The organism is Citrobacter sp. GW821-FHT07H02 (assembly GCF_059418505.1).
Genome location: NZ_JBWKPZ010000015.1, coordinates 85,226 through 104,448, shown reverse-complemented (window position 1 = coordinate 104,448; position 19,223 = coordinate 85,226). Strand labels below are relative to the sequence as shown.

General features: G+C 54.2%; 17 protein-coding genes. 10 read left to right on the top strand and 7 right to left on the bottom strand.

Annotation, left to right across the window (positions count from 1 at the left end; translation table 11 throughout):
- Positions 1-41 precede the first annotated feature (41 nt).
- Positions 42-512 carry a thioredoxin-dependent thiol peroxidase gene (gene bcp, locus AC07NP_RS15510; protein ID WP_162379060.1) on the bottom strand — a complete coding sequence of 157 codons (471 nt, stop codon included), beginning with the start codon at positions 510-512 and terminating at the stop codon, positions 42-44.
- Positions 512-1,084 carry a glycine cleavage system transcriptional repressor gene (locus AC07NP_RS15505; RefSeq protein ID WP_202882566.1) on the bottom strand — a complete coding sequence of 191 codons (573 nt, stop codon included), beginning with the start codon at positions 1,082-1,084 and terminating at the stop codon, positions 512-514. The genes bcp and AC07NP_RS15505 overlap by 1 nt, the downstream gene beginning before the upstream one ends.
- Positions 1,085-1,229: 145 nt before the next feature.
- Here AC07NP_RS15505 and dapA point away from each other — a divergent pair, with 145 nt between their 5' ends.
- The 6 genes from dapA (at position 1,230) to ypfH (ending at position 7,790) form a co-directional block, all read left to right on the top strand.
- A complete protein-coding gene (gene dapA / locus AC07NP_RS15500) occupies positions 1,230-2,108 on the top strand; it encodes a 4-hydroxy-tetrahydrodipicolinate synthase (protein WP_203360454.1) in 879 nt (292 codons plus the stop codon).
- Positions 2,109-2,124: 16 nt separating this feature from the next.
- The gene (bamC, locus tag AC07NP_RS15495) at positions 2,125-3,159 is read left to right on the top strand and encodes an outer membrane protein assembly factor BamC (protein WP_203360455.1); all 1,035 of its coding nucleotides are present in this window, start codon (positions 2,125-2,127) and stop codon (positions 3,157-3,159) included.
- Positions 3,160-3,269: 110 nt separating this feature from the next.
- Positions 3,270-3,983: a phosphoribosylaminoimidazolesuccinocarboxamide synthase gene (gene purC, locus AC07NP_RS15490; RefSeq protein WP_203360456.1), complete on the top strand. Its 714-nt coding sequence runs from the start codon at positions 3,270-3,272 to the stop codon at positions 3,981-3,983.
- A 138-nt stretch (positions 3,984-4,121) separates the two neighbouring features.
- Entirely contained in the window at positions 4,122-4,988 is an 867-nt protein-coding gene (gene ypfJ, locus AC07NP_RS15485) for a KPN_02809 family neutral zinc metallopeptidase (RefSeq protein WP_203360457.1), read from the top strand.
- A gap of 15 nt (positions 4,989-5,003) precedes the next feature.
- Complete coding sequence (locus AC07NP_RS15480) at positions 5,004-7,019, top strand: tRNA(Met) cytidine acetyltransferase TmcA (protein ID WP_494660990.1); 2,016 nt, start codon at positions 5,004-5,006, stop codon at positions 7,017-7,019.
- A gap of 72 nt (positions 7,020-7,091) precedes the next feature.
- Positions 7,092-7,790: an esterase gene (ypfH, locus tag AC07NP_RS15475; protein ID WP_494660989.1), complete on the top strand. Its 699-nt coding sequence runs from the start codon at positions 7,092-7,094 to the stop codon at positions 7,788-7,790.
- A gap of 80 nt (positions 7,791-7,870) precedes the next feature.
- Here ypfH and AC07NP_RS15470 read toward each other — a convergent pair whose 3' ends face one another.
- The 3 genes from AC07NP_RS15470 to AC07NP_RS15460 are packed head-to-tail and all read right to left on the bottom strand — an operon-like array spanning position 7,871 to position 9,586.
- Positions 7,871-8,071 (bottom strand): YpfN family protein, encoded by a 201-nt coding sequence (locus tag AC07NP_RS15470; protein ID WP_203360460.1) that lies wholly within the window; start codon positions 8,069-8,071, stop codon positions 7,871-7,873.
- Positions 8,072-8,098: 27 nt separating this feature from the next.
- Entirely contained in the window at positions 8,099-9,226 is a 1,128-nt protein-coding gene (gene dapE, locus AC07NP_RS15465; protein ID WP_203360461.1) for a succinyl-diaminopimelate desuccinylase, read from the bottom strand.
- Positions 9,227-9,229: 3 nt separating this feature from the next.
- Complete coding sequence (locus tag AC07NP_RS15460) at positions 9,230-9,586, bottom strand: ArsC family reductase (RefSeq protein ID WP_494660988.1); 357 nt, start codon at positions 9,584-9,586, stop codon at positions 9,230-9,232.
- A gap of 413 nt (positions 9,587-9,999) precedes the next feature.
- On the opposite strand from AC07NP_RS15460, the gene ypfM reads away from it, so the two are divergent.
- Positions 10,000-10,059, top strand: coding sequence for a protein YpfM (gene ypfM / locus AC07NP_RS15455; protein WP_001386977.1), 60 nt, complete (start codon positions 10,000-10,002; stop codon positions 10,057-10,059).
- A 94-nt stretch (positions 10,060-10,153) separates the two neighbouring features.
- Here ypfM and acrD read toward each other — a convergent pair whose 3' ends face one another.
- Both acrD and narQ read right to left on the bottom strand, forming a co-directional pair.
- Positions 10,154-13,267 (bottom strand): multidrug efflux RND transporter permease AcrD, encoded by a 3,114-nt coding sequence (acrD, locus tag AC07NP_RS15450; protein WP_494660987.1) that lies wholly within the window; start codon positions 13,265-13,267, stop codon positions 10,154-10,156.
- Positions 13,268-13,451: 184 nt separating this feature from the next.
- The gene (narQ, locus tag AC07NP_RS15445; protein WP_494660986.1) at positions 13,452-15,152 is read right to left on the bottom strand and encodes a nitrate/nitrite two-component system sensor histidine kinase NarQ; all 1,701 of its coding nucleotides are present in this window, start codon (positions 15,150-15,152) and stop codon (positions 13,452-13,454) included.
- Between the two features lie 236 nt (positions 15,153-15,388).
- Between narQ and aegA the strand changes: the two genes are divergently transcribed.
- The 3 genes from aegA to AC07NP_RS15430 all read left to right on the top strand — a co-directional run bounded on the left by aegA (position 15,389) and on the right by AC07NP_RS15430 (position 19,179).
- On the top strand, positions 15,389-17,368 hold the full coding sequence (gene aegA / locus AC07NP_RS15440) for a formate-dependent uric acid utilization protein AegA (RefSeq protein WP_494660985.1): 1,980 nt from the start codon (positions 15,389-15,391) through the stop codon (positions 17,366-17,368).
- A gap of 67 nt (positions 17,369-17,435) precedes the next feature.
- Positions 17,436-18,011, top strand: a complete 576-nt coding sequence (gene nudK / locus AC07NP_RS15435; protein WP_203360466.1) for a GDP-mannose pyrophosphatase NudK — start codon at positions 17,436-17,438, stop codon at positions 18,009-18,011.
- A 124-nt stretch (positions 18,012-18,135) separates the two neighbouring features.
- Positions 18,136-19,179, top strand: coding sequence for a DUF1176 domain-containing protein (locus tag AC07NP_RS15430; protein ID WP_494660984.1), 1,044 nt, complete (start codon positions 18,136-18,138; stop codon positions 19,177-19,179).
- Positions 19,180-19,223: the final 44 nt, after the last annotated feature.

Genomic DNA, 19,223 nt, shown 5'->3' with positions numbered 1-19,223 from the left:
GGCGCTGGCGACACGATTGTCGCCAGCGCCGGGAAGAGGAGTTACGCGTTTTCTTTTAACCAGTTCAACACCACATCGTGGTGATTGCTGGTTTTAAAGTCATCGAACACATGCTCAATTTTCCCGTCGGGATCGACCAGGAAACTGATGCGATGGATGCCATCGTAGGTTTTGCCCATAAAGGATTTTTCACCCCAGATGCCGAATTGTTCGCAAACCTTATGATCTTCATCTGACAGCAGCGTGAAGTTAAGGACTTCTTTCTCAGCAAATCGGGAGAGCTTCTCAGGTTTATCGGTGCTGATCCCCAGCACTTCAACACCTGCTTTTTTTAACTCGTCCATGTTATCGCGTAAGCCACAGGCTTGAACGGTACAGCCGGGCGTCATGGCTTTGGGGTAGAAATAAACCAAAACTCGCTGTCCCTGGAAGTCGGTTAAATTTACTTGTTCTCCGTCTTGATCCGGCAAGCTAAATTTCGGTGCGGTATCACCGGCTTTCAGTGGGTTCATTACTTAACTCCGTCCTGTTCATCATGTTGTGAGTAATTGACAACGTTTATACTGCCTTGCGCATTGAGTTCTGTACATAGTGCTTTAAACGCTTGTTCAATATTTACCGAAACCTGCGATGCCGGGCTATGTGCGGTAATTTGAATAAAAAGCTGCGCAGCCTTTTCGTTTTCAGCGGGTTGAGTGCGTGAAACCAGTTCGGCGATGTTCATTTGGTGGTTGTCGAACAGGGCGGTAAAACGCTCAATCAAATGCGGAGAGTCTGGCACGTCGACCTGCACCCACACCGTGGCGGGCATTGCCGGGCGAGGACGGGCGGTCGTGCGCTTCATCACAATCAATAAATCCAGCTCTGCGCCTTTCAACGGCAAGGTCGATTCAATCAGGGTGATGGCGTTCCAGGAACCCGATAACAACATAATAAACGTAAACTCATCCCCCAGCATCGCCAGTCGACTGTCTTCGATATTACAGCCGCAGCTGCTGACATGGCGGGTGATAGTGTTCACAATTCCCGGGCGATCGGCACCCAGCGCAGTGATGACCAGATAATGTTGCGATGACGATGTCAATCCTGTTCTTCCTTTCAGAGGTGAGGTAATCATAAGGAAAGCATAAAAAAAACCTGCATACAACAATCAGAACGGCTCTGGTCACTTGCTTTTATTGTCGTACCAAACGTACCATTGAGACACTTGTTTGCACAGAGGATGGCCCATGTTCACGGGAAGTATTGTCGCGCTTGTTACACCGATGGATGATAAAGGTAATGTCTGCCGGTCAAGCCTTAAAAAACTGATTGATTATCATGTCGCTAGCGGCACTTCGGCGATTGTTTCTGTTGGCACCACAGGCGAGTCCGCCACGCTGAGTCATGATGAGCATGCCGACGTGGTGATGATGACGGTGGAGCTGGCTGATGGACGTATTCCGGTGATCGCCGGAACGGGCGCCAATGCGACTGCGGAAGCCATTAGCCTGACTCAGCGTTTCAACGACAGCGGTATTGTCGGTTGCCTGACGGTGACGCCGTACTACAACCGTCCGACGCAGGAAGGGCTGTTCCAGCATTTCAAAGCCATCGCTGAGCACACCGACCTGCCGCAAATTCTGTATAATGTGCCATCCCGTACTGGCTGCGATATGCTGCCGGAAACCGTTGGTCGCCTGTCGAAGGTGAAAAATATTGTCGCAATTAAAGAGGCGACAGGGAACTTAAGTCGCGTTCACCAGATCAAAGAGCTGGTTTCAGATGATTTCGCGCTGCTTAGCGGCGATGATGCGACCTCGATGGACTTTATGCAGCTCGGTGGTCATGGCGTGATTTCTGTAACGACTAACGTTGCAGCGCGCGATATGGCTGAAATGTGCAAACTGGCGGCAGAAGGGCGTTTTGCCGAGGCGCGTGTGATCAACCAGCGTCTGATGCCGTTACACAACAAACTATTTGTCGAACCCAATCCTATCCCGGTGAAATGGGCATGTAAGGAGTTGGGTCTTGTGGCGACCGATACGCTGCGCCTGCCAATGACGCCGATCACGGATAATGGTCGTGAGATTGTCAAAGCGGCGCTTAAGCATGCCGGTTTGCTGTAAAGTTTAGGGAGATTTGATGGCTTACTCAGTACAAAAGTCGCGCCTGGCCAAGGTTGCGGGTGTTTCGCTTGTTATGCTGCTCGCTGCCTGTAGTTCTGACTCGCGCTACAAGCGCCAGGTGAGCGGTGATGAATCCTATCTGGATGCCGCACCGCTTGCTGAACTTCATGCCCCTGCAGGGATGATTCTGCCGGTGCAAACAGGCGACTACAACATTCCGGTGACCAACGGCAGCGGTGCTGTGGGTAAAGCGCTGGACATTCGCCCGCCAGCTCAGCCGTTAGCGCTGGTCAGCGGCGCGCGTACCCAGTTTACTGGCGATACCGCAACTCTGCTGGTGGAGAATGGTCGTGGCAACACGCTGTGGCCACAGGTTGTTAGTCTGATTCAGTCTAAAAACTACCCGATTGACAAACGTGACGATGCCACTCAGACGCTGACGACCGGTTGGGTTGACTGGAACCGTCTGGACGAAGACGAGCAGTATCGCGGACGCTATCAAATCTCTGTTAAACCGCAAGGTTATCAACAGGCTGTCTCTGTGAAACTGGTTAACCTGGAACAGGCGGGTAAACCGGTTGCCGATGCGGCGTCGTTGCAGCGTTACAGCGCTGAGATGATGAACGTTATCTCTGCGGGCCTCGATAAGACGGCCACTGACGCGGCGAATGCGGCGCAGAATCGTTCTGCTGCGACCATGGACGTACAGAGCGCGGCCGACGACACCGGTCTGCCAATGCTGGTGGTGCGTGGTCCGTTTAACGTCGTCTGGCAGCGTCTGCCGGCAGCGCTTGAAAAAGCGGGCATGAAAGTGACCGACAGCACGCGCTCGAAGGGCAGTCTTGCCGTGACTTACAAACCGCTTTCTGACAGTGACTGGCAGGAACTGGGCGCAAGCGATCCGGGACTGGTGTCCGGCGATTATAAATTGCAGGTCGGTGATTTAGATAACCGTAGTAGCTTGCAGTTTATCGATCCGAAGGGGCATACCCTGACGCAATCGCAAAACGATGCCTTGGTTGCCGTATTCCAGGCTGCATTCAGTAAGTAATAAAACAGGGCTGGAGATATCCGGCCCTTTTTTCTGATATGATACGCAAACGTGTGCGTCGGCAGAAAAACGCAATTTTTATCGTTAATTCACACCCAGGAGTGTTAAAGATGCAAAAGCAAGCTGAGTTGTATCGTGGTAAAGCGAAAACCGTATACAGCACGGAAAACCCGGACCTGTTGGTGCTCGAATTCCGCAATGATACGTCAGCAGGGGATGGCGCGCGCATTGAACAATTTGATCGCAAAGGGATGGTGAACAACAAATTCAACCATTTCATTATGACCAAACTGGCAGAAGCGGGTATCCCGACCCAGATGGAGCGACTGCTTTCCGACACCGAGTGTCTGGTGAAAAAGCTGGATATGGTGCCGGTAGAGTGCGTGGTACGTAATCGCGCTGCAGGCTCTCTGGTGAAACGCTTAGGCGTAGAGGAAGGCATTGAACTGAACCCGCCGTTGTTCGATCTGTTCCTGAAAAACGACGCCATGCATGACCCGATGGTCAACGATTCTTACTGCGAAACCTTTGGTTGGGTGAGCAAAGAAAATCTGGCACGGATGAAAGAGTTAACCTACAAAGCCAACGATGTGCTGAAAAAGCTGTTTGATGATGCGGGTCTGATTCTGGTCGACTTCAAACTGGAATTCGGTCTGTACAAAGGCGAAGTGGTACTGGGTGATGAGTTCTCTCCGGACGGTAGCCGTCTGTGGGATAAAGAGACGCTGGATAAAATGGATAAAGACCGTTTCCGTCAGAGTCTTGGCGGCCTGATCGAAGCCTATGAAGCCGTCGCACACCGCCTGGGTGTAAAGTTAGACTAACATCTTCTCTGAAACCGGAGGGTTAAAAACTCTCCGGTTCATCCCGAACAGCCGATTCTGGTAGCTGTTTCCTATGGTAATCCTCTCCCTGAGCGCCTACGATCATCACTATAACGAATATATTGATGAGGTATGACTATGCGCTGGCAAGGGCGTCGTGAAAGTGACAATGTGGAAGACAGGCGCAATAGCACCGGTGGTGGCCCCTCTATGGGCGGTCCTGGCTTTCGTTTGCCAAGTGGCAAAGGCGGCATCATTCTGCTGATTGTGGTGCTGGTAGCGGGTTATTACGGTGTGGATTTAAGCGGATTAATGACCGGTGAACCGGTCTCGCAACAACAATCGACACGTTCCATCAGCCCAAATGATGATGAAGCGGCAAAATTTACCTCGGTGATCCTGGCAACAACAGAAGACACCTGGGGACAACAGTTTGAAAAGATGGGGCGTACCTACCAGCAACCGAAGCTGGTGATGTACCGTGGCGCGACGCGTACCGGGTGCGGTGCGGGCCAGTCGGTAATGGGGCCGTTTTACTGCCCGGCGGACGGTACCGTCTACATCGATCTCTCGTTCTATGATGACATGAAGAACAAACTGGGCGCTGATGGCGATTTCGCTCAGGGCTATGTGATTGCCCATGAAGTGGGACACCATGTGCAAAAACTGCTGGGCATTGAGCCGAAAGTGCGTCAGTTGCAGCAGAACGCAACGCAGACAGAAGCAAACCAGCTTTCCGTGCGCATGGAATTACAGGCGGATTGTTTTGCCGGCGTCTGGGGCAACAGCATGAAACATCAGGGCGTGCTGGAATCGGGTGATCTGGAAGAAGCGCTGAATGCCGCTCAGGCGATTGGCGACGATCGTCTGCAGCAGCAGGGTCAGGGGCGGATTGTCCCGGACAGCTTTACGCACGGTACATCTGAGCAACGTTACAGCTGGTTTAAACGCGGATTTGATAGCGGCGACCCGGCACAATGTAATACCTTTGGCAAAGGCTTTTAAACGACCGGGGCAGGGATGTCGGAAAACAATGTGCTGAGTACCTTAACTGCGCAAATGGCGAAGGAGGGCATTCGTCGTCTGCTGGTGCTCAGTGGTAATGAACGCTGGTGCGCTGAACAGGCGCTCATGCTTCGCGACGCGTTGCCGGGCGACTGGCTGTGGGTCGCGTCTGAAGCACCTGTTGAGCCGCACTGTCGGCCTCAGGCGTTGCAAACATTACTGGGGCGAGAGTTTCGTCATGCGGTGTTTGATGTGCGGCAGGGATTTGACGCTGCTGCATTTGCCGCGTTGAGTGGTACGCTTCAGGCGGGAAGCTGGCTGGTATTGCTGACGCCTGCCTATGCTACCTGGGAAAATCACCCTGACGAAGATTCGCTACGCTGGAGCGACTGCCCACAACCGATTCCCACCCCTCACTTTGTCCAACATTTTATGCGATGCATCGCCCGCGATGAGCAGGTGTTGCACTGGCAACAACATCAGCCCTTCTCGTGGCCGCACTTTCCAGTCCGTGACGACTGGCAACCCGCATCGGGTGAGCCGCAGCCTGAACAAGCCGAAATTTTGCAGCAGTTGTTGCAAATGCCTTCCGGCGTGGCCACTGTCACCGCCGCGCGTGGTCGGGGAAAATCGGCGTTGGCAGGGCAGTTGATCCGGCGAATCGGCGGTACGGCGATTGTGACGGCACCGGCAAAAGCGGCAACGGACGTGCTGGCGCAGTTCGCGGGTGACAAATTTCGTTTTATTGCACCGGATGCGTTGCTGGCGGGCGCTGAATCCGCAGACTGGCTGATTGTTGATGAAGCCGCCGCACTGCCCGCTCCGCTACTTCATCGCCTGGTGGCGCGGTTTCCCCGCACGCTGTTGACCACCACCGTTCAGGGTTACGAAGGCACTGGCCGCGGCTTTTTACTGAAGTTTTGCGCTCACTTTGCGCATCTGCAGCGTTTTGAGTTGCGCCAGCCAATTCGCTGGGCGCAAGGATGCCCGCTGGAAAAAACAGTCAGCGACGCACTGGTTTTTGATGACGAAACATTCGCGCAGACTCCGCAGGGCGATATTCGCATCTCGGCGTTTGCACAGGACGCCTGGCGCACAAATCCGGAACTGCCGCTGGCGGTATATCGACTGCTCTCCGGCGCGCACTATCGCACATCGCCGCTGGATTTACGCCGCATGATGGATGCCCCTGGTCAGCATTTTCTTCAGGCCTCAGGGACCGACCGTGTGGCTGGCGCCGTCTGGCTGGTGGATGAAGGCGGATTATCCGCCCGTCTGAGTCAGGCGGTCTGGGCGGGCTACCGCCGACCCCGAGGCAATCTGGTTGCGCAATCACTGGCAGCGCATGGAGGCTCTCCGCTGGCGGCAACGCTGACAGGGCGACGCGTGAGCCGCATTGCCGTACATCCCACACGGCAACGTGAAGGCCTTGGTCAACAGTTGATCGCACAGGCCAGTGCCGACGCGTCTCAGCTGGATTATCTCTCCGTCAGCTTTGGCTTCACGGCGACATTGTGGCGCTTCTGGCAACGCTGTGGATTCATCCTGGTCCGGATGGGGAACCATCGGGAAGCGAGTAGCGGGTGTTTTACAGCGATGGCCATTTTCCCGATCAGCGAAGCGGGGAAACAGCTGGCAGAGAGTGAGCATCACCGGCTGCGACGAGATGCGCTGGCGTTGTCTCACTGGAACGGTGAAGCGGTTCCGGTTATCCCGCTGAAAGAGGCTACGCTTAATGATGATGACTGGCAGGCGCTGGCAGGTTTTGCTTTTGCCCATCGTCCGCTGCTGACGTCGCTAGGCAGCCTTAGTCGTCTGCTGGAGACCTGCTGTCACCCGCTTCCTGCGTTACGTGGACGTCTGCGGGACAAAGACAGTGAAGTGCAATTGTGCGCCAGACTGGCTCTGTCAGGGCGTAAAGCGCTGCTGGCCATGCAGAGAGCGGAAGTCGCGCAGGCGCTGGCAACGCTGGATGCCGGACGCGCGCAGCGGTTACATGATCGTATTTTGCAATGGCAATTTTTTCACTAACTCCTTCAATTTCCTGGCATGGTCATTGTGATTAAGCGGCGTAGAATCGACCCATCAGTTAAGGAGATTGCCATGAAACATGACCATTTTGTTGTTCAAAGTCCTGCCCAACCCGCACAACAGTTGTTGCTGCTGTTTCATGGCGTGGGTGACAACCCGGTCGCGATGGGGGAATTGGGGCGCTGGTTTATTCCCCTGTTCCCGGACGCGCTGATTGTCAGCATTGGGGGCGCAGAACCCTGTGGTCCGGCACCGGGACGCCAGTGGTTTTCCGTGCAGGGCGTGACGGAAGAAAATCGTCAGGCGCGGGTAGACGCTATCATGCCGGTATTCGTTGAAACGATCCGCTACTGGCAACAGCAGAGCGGGGTGGATGCGAAGGCTACGGCGCTGATTGGCTTTTCACAAGGCGCAATTATGTCGCTCGAAAGCGTGAAAGCGCATTCAGGGCTGGCCTCCAGAGTGATTGCGTTTAATGGTCGCTACGCCAGTCTGCCGGAAACCGCGACAACGGCGACGACCGTGCATCTGATTCACGGCGGTGAAGATCGGGTGATTGAGTTATCGCATGCGGTGGCGGCCCAGGAAGCCTTATTACGGGCGGGGGGCGATGTCACACTGGATATCGTGGAAGGTTTAGGGCACGCCATTGATGACCGCAGTATGCAGTTCGCGCTCGATCATTTGCGCTTTACCGTGCCGAAGCATTACTTCGATGAAGCGCTCAGTGGCGGTACGCCCCATGATGATGATGTGATTGAGATGATCTGATAGGTAAGGCCTGATACGCGTAGCGCCATCAGGCGCGAGGGCCGGATGGCAACGCTATGCGTGCTATCCGGGCCTACGGGTTACTTCTTCGGTTGATCTTTCTTCGGCCAATCGTCGTCATCGTCCCACTTGTCGTTAAAGTCACGATGTGGGGGAAGATCCGGCTTATTGGCGAGGAATTTTTTATGGTCGACGCGCTTGAGATCTTTGATCACGTTCAGTAGTACGCCTACCAGAAAAACCAGTATCAGAACCCACCAATATTGTGCCAGCCAGTCCATGCTTATTTCCTCTTTCGGGAGCACTCATCAGGCGACGAGTTGCTCCATGATACGTTGATACATACGGGCAAGCAGTTGCAGATCGGCCGCATTCACACATTCATTAATTTTATGAATGGTGGCGTTGACCGGCCCAAGTTCCACCACTTGCGCTCCCATACGTGCAATAAACCGCCCGTCGGATGTTCCACCCGTCGTGAGCAGTTGGGGTTTGATCTCATTATAGTGCTCAATGGCATTCACCACCGCATCCACCAGTTTGCCGCGTGCCGTCAGGAAAGGCTGGCCGGAAAGCCACCAGTCGACGGTGTAGCGCAACTGATGTTTGTCGAGCAGTGCCTGCACGCGGGACTTGATCATCTCATCGTTCAGTTCCGTGCTAAAACGGAAATTGAACTGGACAAACAGTTCGCCCGGGATCACGTTATTGCTGCCGGTGCCCGCCTGGATGTTGGCTATCTGCATGCTGGTGGCAGGGAAGAATTCATTGCCCTGATCCCACTCAATGCCCACCAGTTCGTTCAGCATGGGCGCTGCACGGTGAACGGGGTTATCTGCCAGATGCGGGTAAGCCACGTGGCCCTGGACGCCGTGAATCGTCAGATTACAGGTCAGTGAACCACGACGACCATTTTTCACCACGTCGCCGACGATTTCAGTGCTGGAAGGTTCGCCCACCAGGCAATAATCGAGTCTTTCGCGACGCGCCATCAGCGCTTCAACCACTTTAACGGTGCCGTTCTGCGCGCTGGCTTCTTCATCTGATGTGATCAGAAATGCCAGACGCCCACGGTGATTGGGATGCTGAGCCACGAAGCGCTCTGCCGCCACAACCATCGCCGCCAGGGAACCTTTCATGTCTGCCGCACCGCGGCCGAACAGCATACCGTCACGGATCGTTGGCTCGAAAGGCGGGTTAATCCACCGATCGACATCTCCGACGGGGACCACGTCGGTGTGGCCGGCAAAGGCGAGGGTTTCACCTTGTCCGCGCCATGCCCAGAAATTCTGTGTGTCACCAAAATCCATGCGCTCGACGGTAAAACCGATAGCGCGCAGGCGTTCAATCATTAACGCCTGACATCCCGCATCATCCGGGCTCAGGGAAGGGCGGCGAATAAGCTGCTGTGTCAGCTCAATGACCGGGCACGACATAGACTACACCTCATTAAAAAACTGCTGATAACTGGATTCGCTAAAGCCAAGCAGCATAGGCTTACCGGGCGTCCAGAGCAATGGTCGTTTTATTATTGCTGGCGTTTCTGTCATCAATGCGGCAGCGGCAGTAGCATCGGTAATGCTATTACGCGTCGCTTCATCAAGTTTGCGCCAGGTGGTGCCACGCGTATTCAGTAACGCTTCCCAACCTAACTCAGCAATAAAGCTATTCAATAATTCACTCTCTAATCCGTCTGCACGGTAATCGTGGAAACGGTAGTCGATGCCGTGCGCCTCCAGCCAGCGCCGCGCTTTCTTGATGGTGTCACAGTTTTTGATGCCGAAGACGGTAACCATTTTTGAATCCTTTTACGCGAATTTCGAATAATTAAGCAATATTATCGCAGTGCATGACTACGCGGAATAGTCATCATCGCTGTTATTTCTCAGGTAATGATGGCCGTGAAATATAACATTGTTGAATGTATTGTGAATAATGATACATGAATGTTCTTGAATATTCCGCAGAGGTGATAATTCAGATTATCACCTGTTGCAATTGACTGTTTTTACATCAAAATTGAGAAAGTAGTAGAAGATGTATGATTGTTGCAAAATATTGCAGTTGGTCACATAAAGTTTATGAGTATAGGACCATAGTGATGACATAGTCTCGTTTTCCGAAGAATGTAATTGCACCAATCGGTTAAATTATCTTCTCCTGAAGATAATGTTTTTGTAGAATACCCATAATAATAAGAGAGGTTGTTATGATTGAACGTGAACTGGGGAACTGGAAAGACTTTATCGAAGTGATGCTTCGTAAATAGTTTTCAGGAAGAAATAAGCAGTGAAATAATCATAGTGTGAAGGTTTCACACAGAAAAGGCGACCCGTTGGCAGGTCGCCTTTTTTATGGCGCGATTATTCTGGTCGCGGTTTTAGCGGAAAGCGTCGACGTACCAGCACGAAGAACAACGGTACGAAGTAGATCGCCAGAATCGTTGCGGAGATCATTCCGCCCATCACGCCGGTTCCCACGGCGTGCTGACCACCGGAACCTGCGCCATTGCTGATCGCCATCGGCAACACCCCGAAGATAAACGCCAGCGAGGTCATCAGAATTGGTCGTAAGCGCTGACGACAGGCGTGCAAAGTGGCTTCCAGCAGATCGTGCCCTTTCTCATTCATCTCGTTGGCGAACTCGACAATCAGAATGGCGTTTTTCGCCGAGAGACCAATGACCGTGAGTAACCCCACCTGGAAATAGACGTCGTTTTCCAGACCGCGCATCCACGTGGCAAGTAGGGCGCCGATAACGCCTAATGGCACCACCAGCATCACCGAGAACGGCACCGACCAGCTTTCATACAACGCCGCCAGACATAGGAATACCACCAGTAGCGAGATGGCGTACAGCGCTGGCGCTTGTGCGCCAGAGAGGCGTTCCTGATATGACATTGCGGTCCACTCCAGACCAAAGCCCGTCGGCAATTCGCGTACCAGCGACTCCATAATATCCATCGCGGTGCCGGTGCTGACACCGGGGGCAGCTTCCCCCACAATCTCTACCGCAGAGTAGCCGTTGTAGCGCTCCAGACGCGGTGAACCGGTCTCCCAGTGGGAGGTTGCAAAGGCGGAGAAAGGCACCATCCCGCCCTCTTTATTGCGCACGTACCAGAGATTAATATCGCCTGGCAGCATGCGGTATTTTGCCGCCGCCTGAACGTATACTTTCTTCACACGACCTCTGTCCATAAAGTCGTTGACGTAGCTCGACCCCCAGGCTGTTTGCAACGTATCGTTGATATCATCGATAGAGACGCCAAGCGCCTGCGCTTTACGTTGGTCAATTTCAATTTGCAACTGCGGACTGTCGTCCAGACCATTGTGGCGGACACGGGTCAACAGACTGTCTTTCCCGGCGAGCTCAATCAGTTGGTCCCGCGCGGCCATTAATGCGTCATGCCCGGCTCCGGCGTGATCCTGAAGCTCCATATCAAACCCAGCGGAACTGCCAAGGCCGCTGATCGCGGGGGGGCTACTGGCGAACACCCGGGCTTCTTTAATCTTGCTAAAGGCTTTTGTTGAACGCTCGATAATGGCAAACGACGTTCCGGTCGTGCTGTCTCGTTCGTCCCAGTCTTTTAAGCGGACAAACATGCGGGCCACGTTCTGCCCGTTTCCGCCCGGACCTGAGCCGACCGTTGAGAAGACGGACATGATGTTGTCTTTCTCATGGGTAAAGAAATATTTCTCGACCTCCTCCACCACTTTCAGCGTCTGTTGCTGCGTTGAACCGCTGGGCAACTGGACGGAGGTCGTGAACATGCCGCGATCTTCCAGCGGCAAAAATGAGGTTGGCAGGCGCAAAAACAGGAACACCATACCGCCAAGCAGCAGCACGTAGATCAGTATCCAGCGCAGGCTGCGATGCAGAATTCTCGCAACCCCTTTTTCGTAACGTTCAGCATTGCGGTTAAAGCTGCGGTTAAACCAGCCGAAGAATCCTTTTTGCCCGTGCTGTTCGCCTTTATGCAATGGCTTCAGCAACGTGGCGCACAGGGCAGGGGTCAGGATCATCGCTACCAGCACGGAGAGCACCATCGCGGCCACAATGGTGATAGAAAACTGTCGATAAATCGCCCCGGTTGTCCCACCGAAGAAAGCCATCGGTACAAATACCGCGGAAAGCACCATCGCGATACCGACCAGCGCCCCCTGAATTTGCCCCATCGATTTGCGTGTTGCTTCGCGCGGAGAGAGCCCTTCCTCGCTCATTATTCGCTCGACGTTCTCCACGACCACGATGGCGTCATCGACCAGCAGGCCGATCGCCAGCACCATCGCGAACATCGTCAGCGTATTGACACTGTAACCAAACGCGTAGAGCACGGAGAAGGTGCCCATCAATACCACGGGCACCGCAATGGTCGGGATCAGCGTTGCACGGAAGTTTTGCAGGAACAGGTACATGACGAGGAACACCAGCAGGATGGCTTCCAGCAGCGTTTTTACCACGTCTTCAATAGAGGCTTTTACGAAGGAGGTCGTTTCATAGGCCACCTTGTATTCCAGCCCATGCGGGAAGTACTGCGCAAGCTCATCCAGACGGTGAAGCACCAGACTGGCAGTGGCCATTTCATTGGCGCCAGAGGCCAGTTTTACCCCGAGACCAGAAGCAGGATTGCTGTTAAAGCGGCTGATGTAATCGTATTTTTCCGCCCCCATTTCGACGGTGGCGACATCCGCCAGTTTCACCTCGGAACCGTCCTGATTGACGCGCAGCGTAATGGCGCGGAATTGATCGGGCGTTTGCAGCAGCGATTGCGCATTAATGGTGGCGTTCAGCGCCTGTTTGTCCACTGAGGGTGTACCGCCAAGTTGCCCGACGGCGATCTGCGCATTCTGCGACTCAATGGCGTCGGTCACGTCTTTGGCGGTCATCTGAACGCTGTTCAGTTTGGCGGGGTCCAGCCATATTCGCATTGAATACTGTGAACCGTAGGCATCAATGTCCCCCACGCCATTCACGCGGCTCAGCGGGTCCTGAATATTACTGGCGACATAGTCGGCGATATCCTGCTTATCCATTGAGCCATCGGTAGACACAAACGCGATAGTCAGGATGTTGGTATCCCCGGTTTTTCGCACGGTGACGCCCTGATCCTGTACCGCCTGCGGCAACTTGCGCATCGCGGATTGCAGCTGGTTTTGTACCTGCTGCACAGCCTCATCCGGGTCGGTCCCGGCGATAAAGCTGAGTGTGATCGACGCTTGCCCTGTTCCGCTGCTCTGCGACGACATGTACATCAGATTATCGAGACCAGTCATATTCTGTTCGATAACCTGAGTGACGGTATTTTCCAGCGTTTGTGCGGACGCGCCCGGATAGTTTGCGGTGATTCGCACGTTCGGAGGCGCCAGATCGGGGTATTGTTCAACGGGTAAAGATAAGATGGCCAGGGTTCCTGTCAGGCACAACAGTATTGCCAGCACCCAGGCAAAAATGGGGCGATCGATGAAAAAATTCGCCATTAAAAGAGGACCTCGTGTTTCTACGTATCGTTATGGGTATGACTTGCATCACTGTAGCGGCAAGGCGTCAGGCAAACGTGGAGAAAAAAAGGAGATAATGTAAATTATCATGCCCATTTACAGCGTACGTTTTGTGCCTGTCGCGTCTGGCCTGTATTCAGGTTTTCTGACGCTTTGCCATTTTTTACGTCAGTTGACTCTCTTCAGTATCTGAAGACCGGAAACTGATACTCACCAGCGTACCTCCCCCGGAAGGTTGTGAAAAAAGTAAGGTACCGCTGAGTCTTTCAGCACGCTCACGCATAATGTTCAGACCATAGTGCCCCGGTGGCTCGTTTGGTTCGCCGATCCCCACGCCATTATCCCGAATGTAGACGGTATGATTTCCGTCCGGTGCGGTGACGCAACTGACGGCAATCTCGGTGGCGTCGGCATGTTTAATGGCGTTTAACACCGCCTCCCGGATAATCTGCAATAAATGCACCTGCATTTGCGCATCCAGCGCCAGCGTGGGCAAGCGGCAGTCCAGAGACAGTTTAGCGGAGGTTTGATTTTGCAGGGTATCGAGCATTTCGTGCAATGCCGAGGGCAAATCGGCCTGCTGCAGCGTCAGACGGAAGGTGGTGAGCAGCTCACGCAATTGACGCCAGGCATCATTTAACGCGACGGAAAAATCGGAGAGGATCGATTGTGCTACCGCGTTCTCTTCCGCCACCGAGCGTTTTAACAAGGTGAGCTGAATGCGTAAATAGGAAAGCATCTGCGCCAGCGAGTCGTGCAGTTCGCGGGCGATGGTCGCGCGTTCTTCCATCAACAGCAACTGCTGGAAGTGTTTCTGCGCCTGGTTAAAGTACAACCCGCGCCCCAGCATACTTGAAACGCTGTTCAGCAGCGGTGCAGAGGCATTAACGTTGGGGCTTTGCCAGTGCAACTCACCGTAGACCGTCTCCTGCATGGTGACGGGCAAGATTTGCAACGGGAGATCGGCACTCAGCGTCCCTTCGCTGATGCGCCAGTTGTCGCCGACGGTCAACTCCAGATAATACGCGGCGTCATTTTCCCGCACGATCTTCAGAATATGACGGAAACAGTGCACATCGATCTGACTGGTATTCAGCGCCTGCGAGCACTGATAGAGCACCTCAAGTTGACGGTTGGCTTCATGCAGGTCGTGGGTTTTCTCTTCGACAGAGGCCTCGAGCGAACGATAAAGTTTATACAGTTCGCTCGACATCTGATTAAAGGTTTTTGCGAGCAACCCCAGTTCGTTGGGTAAACCGGTATCCAGCGGCGGAGTGTCAAACTGCCCGTGTTCAATACGCTGGCTCGCCATCACCAGTTGGTTGAGCGGCCGCACGACCTGTTGGCGAATCCGCCGCAGCGTAAAGAAGACCAGCGTAAAAATCCCAATCCCGCCCGCCAGTGAGATGCCGACGACCAGCATCATTTTCCGCTCGGCGTAGCGCTGGAGCGCCAGCACATACAAATCTATCTGATCGACATACGCGTTGATGTTTTTTTGATACCACGGTAAATCGCCGTCGACCAGTCGTGCGTCCATTTCCAGCCAGTTAGCATGCAGTCGCGCGTAGCCGCTTTTTACCGCGTCCGGAACGTACCAGGTATTCAGTTTTTGCAGCACCGGCGAGTTCAGGGTTTGCTGGAACAGCTGGCGGTGCGCATTCAACTGGGGGCTGCGGCTTTGCAGGTCGTAGCCCAGCCGATAGCTTTGCATACGCAGTGAGCCAGAAATATTGATGGCTTCGGCATCCTGCAAACTGCTGGCAAGCGTCAGCAACGCGACACCGGTAGAAAGTATCGACAGCAAAACAATGTAAAAAAATGCCCGGGCCAGGCTGGCCGAGACGGGGCGTTTGACCGTCACACGCGTAATCCTCTGTACAAAGGCAATGGGTAAAGCGCAGGTGATGAAATGATAGAGAAAGTCCTTAATTAACTAAAACGCAATTTCACCTGCCATGAAATAAATTGATCTGCCACAGGTTCTGGAGAAATAGTTGCCCATCCTGGGCAAATGGACATTGCCGACCTTTGTCGGGTCGGTTAATAACATTGTTCCTATAAAGAATAAGGTTTTTACAACCAAAACAGAAGGTCGCCATGAATCGTTTTATTATGGCTAACAGCCAGCAGTGCCTGGGATGCCATGCCTGTGAGGTCGCCTGCGTGATGGCCCACAATGCAGAGCAACATGTACTGAGCCAACAACATTATCAACCCAGGATTACGGTTATCAAACATCAGCATCAGCGCAGCGCGGTGACCTGCCACCACTGCGAAGATGCACCCTGCGCCCGAAGCTGTCCTAACGGCGCGATAAGCCACGTCAACAACAGCGTGCAGGTGAACCAGCAGAAATGCATCGGCTGCAAATCCTGCGTGGTCGCCTGTCCGTTTGGCACCATGCAAATTGTGCTAACGCCGGTCGCCCGCGATCAGGTCAAAGCCACGGCGCACAAATGCGATTTGTGTCAGGAGCGTGAAGGCGGTCCGGCCTGCGTCGAAAACTGCCCGGCCAATGCGTTGCAACTGGTGACGGAATCGTCCCTCGCCAGCTTGTCTAAAGCGCGCCGTTTGCGTACGGCACGTCAGGAAAGTCAACCCTGGCATGCTGACGCCACCGGGATGACGCCTTACGTCATGAGCAAAGTGGAGCAGATGCAGGCGACGCCGCCGCGCGGTGAGCCGGACAAGCTGGCGATTGAGGCGCGAAAAACCACCTTTGAAGAAATTTATCTGCCATTTCGCACGGCCCAGGCCCAGCGTGAGGCGTCGCGCTGCCTGAAGTGCGGCGAACACAGTATCTGCGAATGGACCTGCCCATTGCACAACCATATTCCGCAGTGGATAGAACTCGTCAAAGCCGGAAACATAGACGCGGCGGTGGAGCTCTCCCACCAGACTAACTGCCTGCCGGAAATTACCGGGCGCGTTTGCCCCCAGGACAGGCTGTGTGAAGGCGCGTGTACCGTTCGTGACGAGCACGGCGCGATCACTATCGGCAACATTGAGCGCTACATTTCCGACCGGGCGTTGAGTAAAGGTTGGCACCCCGACCTGAGCGGTGTTCAGAAGGTCGACAAACGTGTCGCCATCATCGGCGCGGGGCCGGCAGGTTTGGCCTGTGCCGATGTGCTGGCGCGTCATGGCGTGAGTGCGACGGTGTTCGATCGTCATCCGGAGATCGGCGGCTTACTGACATTTGGCATCCCGGCCTTCAAGCTGGATAAATCCCTGCTGGCGCGCCGTCGGGAAATCTTCAGCGCAATGGGGATCCATTTTGAGCTGAATTGTGAAGTGGGCAAAGAGGTGACTCTTGAAGCGCTGCTGGACGATTTCGATGCCGTCTTCGTGGGGGTGGGAACCTACCGCTCCATGAAAGCCGATCTGCCTAACGAAGATGCGCCGGGGGTTTACGACGCGCTGCCGTTCCTGATCGCCAATACGAAAAACGTGATGGGAATTGATGAATCGCCGGATGAACCCTTTATTGATACCGCGGGGCTGAATGTCGTGGTATTGGGCGGCGGCGACACGGCAATGGATTGTGTGCGTACGGCGCTGCGCCACGGAGCCAGTCAGGTCACCTGTGCTTATCGCCGTGATGAAGTCAACATGCCGGGTTCGAAGAAAGAGGTGAAAAACGCCAGGGAAGAAGGGGCAAATTTCGAGTTCAACGTACAGCCGGTTGATCTGGTGCTCAACGATGAAGGACGCGTGAGCGGCGTGCGCTTCCTGCGTACTCAACTGGGCGAACCCGATGCGCAAGGACGACGCCGTCCGGTGCCTGTCGCAGGCAGCGAGTTTGTCATGCCGGCGGACGCGGTCATTATGGCATTTGGTTTTCATCCTCACGGCATGCCGTGGCTGGAAGCGCACGGGGTGAAAGTCGATGATTGGGGGCGGATTGCGGCTAACGTCGAAAGCGCTTTCCGTTATCAGACGACCAATCCGAAAATCTTCGCTGGAGGCGATGCGGTACGCGGCGCCGATCTGGTGGTCACGGCAATGGCGGAAGGGCGGCATGCCGCGCAGGGGATGATCGACTGGTTGGGGATAAAATCAGTCAAATCTCACTAGGTCGGGCTGACGACAAATCCGGTTTCACGGCGTAGTATGGTGATTCACTTCTCGCTGTGGAGCCGGTATGTCGCAAAAAATTACCCTCATCAAAGATAAAGTCCTCTCTGATAACTACTTCATCCTGCGCAATATCACCTACGATCTGACTCGCCAAAATGGTGACGTCATCCGCCACAAACGTGAGGTGTACGATCGCGGAAACGGCGCGACGATTCTGCTGTACAACGCAGAGAAAAAAACGGTCGTTCTGATCCGCCAGTTTCGTGTTGCCACCTGGGTTAATGGCAATGAAACGGGTCAATTGATTGAAACCTGTGCGGGTTTGCTGGATAACGACGAGCCGGAAACCTGTATCCGCAAAGAAGCGATCGAAGAGACCGGGTACGAAGTGGGGGAAGTGAGGAAACTGTTTGAGCTGTATATGTCGCCGGGCGGGGTGACGGAGCTTATCCACTTCTTCATTGCTGAATACAGCGATAGCCAGCGCGCCAATGCCGGTGGGGGCGTGGAAGATGAAGATATTGACGTACTGGAGTTGCCCTTTACCCAGGCGCTGGAGATGATCAAATCTGGCGAAATACGGGACGGTAAGACGGTGTTATTACTCAATTATTTACAGTCATCGCATCTAATGGACTGATAAATAAATGTTATAATTATTTACATTTATTAACGTAATCCGATAAATCTGATTGAGCCGGATGGGAACCCCAACGAAGATACTCACTGTGTAGGTTGTTTGACTTCTGGGGTTCGTACCGTCCATGCGCTATCGCGTTATTTTCATTTTCCTGCTCAGCGTCATCGCGGCCCGATTTACGTGGGCGGCGCCAGCACAACAGTCGTTTTCCGACTGGCAGGTGACCTGTAATAATCAAAATTTCTGCGTGGCGAGAAACAGCGGTGAGCATCATGGCCTGGTCATGACCCTGAGTCGCAGCGCTGGCGCGCGCACGGATGCCGTTTTACGCATCGATCTGGGTGGATTGACGCCCCCCGACGCGAACGAAGCGGATATTGCGCCGCGTTTATTGCTGGAAGGAAAGCCGCTGACACTGGACGCGCAAAACTGGCAGATCTCACCGTGGCATCTGATGACGGGCGATGCGACAACTATCACGTCATTTTTGCAGACCATTCAGGAATCCCGGGCGATTACTCTGAGCGGAGGGCCACAGATCCTTTCGCTGGAGGGATTAAAGGCTGCCTTACTGTTTATCGATTCTCAGCAAAAGCGCGTGGGCAGTGAAACGGCATGGATTGAAAAAGGCGACGATCCGCCGCTCAGCGTGCCGCCTGCGCCTGCGCTAAAAGGGGTGGCTGTGATTAACCCAACGCCGACCCCCCTGTCTGATGAAGAACGCAGCGATCTGCTGGAGTACGCCAACTGGCGAATGAATGGTTTTCGCTGTTCGCTGGACCCGATGCGTCGCGAGGTTCGGGTCACCGCTCTGACGGATGACAAAACGCTGATGATGATAGGCTGCGAGGCTGGCGCTTATAACACCATTGATCTGGCGTGGATTGTTTCGCGCAAAAAACCGCTGACCTCCCGATCGCTGCGTCTACGCTTGCCGTTTAATTCCGGTGCGGAAAGTAACGATATGGAACTGATGAACGCCACGTTTGATGAAAAATCGCGTGAGCTGGTGACGCTGGCAAAAGGGCGGGGATTGACCGACTGCGGCATTCAGACCCGCTGGCGTTTTGACGGCCAGCGTTTTCGTCTGGTGCGCTATGCCCAGGAGCCAAGCTGCGACAACTGGCATGGGCCAGACGCGTGGCCCACACTGTGGATCACGCGTTAATTTTCTGTCGGATGGCGACTGCGTCTTATCCGACCTACGAAAAG

Bases quoted from the DNA above. Each gene is read 5' to 3' on its own strand.
- aegA (WP_494660985.1), top strand. From the start codon at position 15,389: ATGAATCGTTTTATTATGGCTAACAGCCAGCAGTGCCTGGGATGCCAT.
- purC (WP_203360456.1), top strand. From the start codon at position 3,270: ATGCAAAAGCAAGCTGAGTTGTATCGTGGTAAAGCGAAAACCGTATAC.
- dapA (WP_203360454.1), top strand. From the start codon at position 1,230: ATGTTCACGGGAAGTATTGTCGCGCTTGTTACACCGATGGATGATAAA.
- nudK (WP_203360466.1), top strand. From the start codon at position 17,436: ATGTCGCAAAAAATTACCCTCATCAAAGATAAAGTCCTCTCTGATAAC.
- AC07NP_RS15480 (WP_494660990.1), top strand. From the start codon at position 5,004: ATGTCGGAAAACAATGTGCTGAGTACCTTAACTGCGCAAATGGCGAAG.
- acrD (WP_494660987.1), bottom strand. From the start codon at position 13,267: ATGGCGAATTTTTTCATCGATCGCCCCATTTTTGCCTGGGTGCTGGCA.
- bcp (WP_162379060.1), bottom strand. From the start codon at position 512: ATGAACCCACTGAAAGCCGGTGATACCGCACCGAAATTTAGCTTGCCG.
- bamC (WP_203360455.1), top strand. From the start codon at position 2,125: ATGGCTTACTCAGTACAAAAGTCGCGCCTGGCCAAGGTTGCGGGTGTT.
- AC07NP_RS15430 (WP_494660984.1), top strand. From the start codon at position 18,136: ATGCGCTATCGCGTTATTTTCATTTTCCTGCTCAGCGTCATCGCGGCC.
- ypfJ (WP_203360457.1), top strand. From the start codon at position 4,122: ATGCGCTGGCAAGGGCGTCGTGAAAGTGACAATGTGGAAGACAGGCGC.
- AC07NP_RS15460 (WP_494660988.1), bottom strand. From the start codon at position 9,586: ATGGTTACCGTCTTCGGCATCAAAAACTGTGACACCATCAAGAAAGCG.
- ypfH (WP_494660989.1), top strand. From the start codon at position 7,092: ATGAAACATGACCATTTTGTTGTTCAAAGTCCTGCCCAACCCGCACAA.
- dapE (WP_203360461.1), bottom strand. From the start codon at position 9,226: ATGTCGTGCCCGGTCATTGAGCTGACACAGCAGCTTATTCGCCGCCCT.
- AC07NP_RS15470 (WP_203360460.1), bottom strand. From the start codon at position 8,071: ATGGACTGGCTGGCACAATATTGGTGGGTTCTGATACTGGTTTTTCTG.